General features: G+C 32.2%; 1 protein-coding gene. It reads left to right on the forward strand.

Features of this window, described 5'->3' with window-relative positions:
• Positions 1-2833 (forward strand): AMP-binding protein (locus QZU75_RS12580; protein ID WP_296884171.1); only part of this gene is annotated, 2833 nt, incomplete at both ends.

Here is a 2833-nt window from a genome sequence, read left to right on the forward strand (position 1 = left end):
AATAAACGACATCCCATACTACAGAAGCGGAGACTATGCAATCGAACTTCCAAATGGTGAAATTGACATCAAAGGAAGAATAGACAACCAAATCAAACTTAGAGGATTAAGAATAGAAATTGGAGAAATCGAATCAAACATCAACAGATTCCCAAAAATTAAACGGACTGTTGTTGTAATAAAAGAGATTAACAATAATGACCACCTATGTGCATATTTCACAAGCGATGAGGAAATTGACATAAGACTATTGAAAAGATATTTAAATAGCAAATTAACCAAATATATGGTTCCAACAGTATTTATACAGCTTGATGAAATTCCACATCTGCCAAACGGAAAAACAGACCTGAAAAAATTACCTACTCCTGAACTAGATTTGGAAAATGTAAAACCAGAAAATGAAACAGAAGAAAAACTATTCAAAATAGTCTCTGGAATGATTGGATCAACTGAATTTGGAACAACAGATGACCTTTATACTCTCGGATTCACATCTTTAACATTAATGAAGTTAAACTCCTTGATTTATAATGAAACTAATGTAAACATTGACATAACTTCATTATTCAATAATCCAACAGTCCAATCTCTTGCATATAAAATTGACAATAACATCGAATCAGACATTGACGTTGATGAGATTATTGAAAGTGCAAAGAACACTGAGTACTTCCCATTGACTTCAAACCAATTAGGAATTTATTACGAATGTATGCAAACTGAAAAAATCAAATACACAATGCCGATTGCGGTGAGATTTGATAACAGTATTGAACCTGAAAAGCTTAAGAATGCTCTTATTAAAACTGTTGAAGCACATCCATATCTTAAAACAAGAATTATCAATACTGATGATGGAAAAATCATGCAAAAAAGATGTGATTATGATGAAATTGAAGAAATAGAAATTGTAGAAGTTGATGCAATTACCAATAAGGAAATAATGAAAAATGACATAAAGGCAATTCCATTGGACAACAACCAATTATTCAGGTTTAAAATCTATAAGACTCCTGAAGAAACTATATTATTCAGTGATTTCCATCACATTATTACAGATGGAGTATCCCAGGATAATTTCTTCCATGATTTAACAAAAGCATATAACAATGAGAAAATTGAAACTGAAAAGATTGATGGATTTGTATATAGTCTCATTGAAAATGAAACTGCAATTAACGAAATCTCTGAGAAATTCTTCAAAACTCAATTCAGTCAAGGTATTGAATCCACAGTTTTAACACCAAACCTTAATGGAAATCCAGATATTGGAGACATAAAACTCATTTCAGATAGTGTGAATTCAACTTTTGTTAGACTCTTCTGTAATGATCATTCAATAAGTCCAAACGTTTTATTCATGACCGCTACAATCTTAAGTCTCAATAAATTTACATTTAATTCCAAATCATTGATTACAACAATTTTCAATGGTAGGGCAAACTCTGATTACTTTGATACACAGGGAATGCTGGTTAAAACTTTACCTATTCTTGTCAATGGTGAAAATCGTGAAATGATGGTTGAAGACTATATTAAAATAGTAGATAAAGCATGGAAAGATGCATTGACCCATAGTAATTATCCATACACAAAACTTGCTGAAGATTATCAGTTAAAACCTGAATTCTTCTATGCATACCACGAAACATTTGATGATGAGATAATACTCGACGGTAAAAAATATAAAACTACTGACCTTGACGGTACTGTAGCAACAGACTATAAAATCAACCTGGACGTATTTGATGATGGAGAGGACATTAGTTTATATATTGAATATAACAACCAAATCTATACTGAAGAGTATGTTAAACTGTTCCTACAAGCAATCAAATATACTTTATTCCAATTCTTCGTGAATGATATGGATAAATTAAGAATAAAAGATATTGAACTTGTGGACGGTGAAATTCCAGAGTTTGAAGAACTTGATACCCCATTCCTACACAAACGCTTTGAAAAACAAGTAGAAGAAAAAGGAGATGAAATTGCACTAGTGGCAACAGATGAGACATTTACTTATGATGAACTTAACCAAAAAGCAAATCGTATAGCAAATGAACTTATCAAAAAAGGTGTCAAACCAAAAAGCAATGTATTGGTAATGCTTCCAAGAAACAGCGACTTAATTGCAACAATAATAGGTATATTTAAGGCAGGATGCACATTCGTACCAATAGATTTAGAATATCCTCAGGAAAGAATTGACTACATATATGAAAACAGCCAAGCAGACTATATAATAAATACTAGTGGAGAATCAGACAATTCAATTGATATAAAAGAATTAATCGAAGGCGAAAACATAACAAATCCTGATGTGAATATTTCTCCTGATGATTTGGCATATATGATTTACACTTCTGGATCAACAGGTAATCCTAAAGGAGTAATGATAAGTCATGAAAATGCATGTAATGAAGCAGCAGAAAATCCAAAATGCGAATATTCAAGCATATTGAGTATTGCAACAATAGCATTTGACACATCCCTTGAAGATATCCTCACAGGAATAACAAACGGAATTAAACTCATATTTGCTGATGACATTGAAATTAAAAATATTGTTGACTTAATCAGATTAATCAAAGAAAACGAACCGGAAGTAATGGAATTCACACCATCAAGATTGTTATCTTATCTTGAAATAGAGGAATTCTGTGAAGTGATAGGTTGCGGAAAATGTATCGTAATGGGTGGAGAACAATTCTCAGCCAAGGCATTCAACGGAGTCAAACAATACACCAACGCAAAGGTATACAACAGTTACGGACCAACCGAAGCAACAATCGCATCCAACTACAAAGAAATAACTGACCCAGAAAAC

This window comes from uncultured Methanobrevibacter sp., from assembly GCF_902764455.1.
Classification (GTDB): domain Archaea; phylum Methanobacteriota; class Methanobacteria; order Methanobacteriales; family Methanobacteriaceae; genus Methanocatella.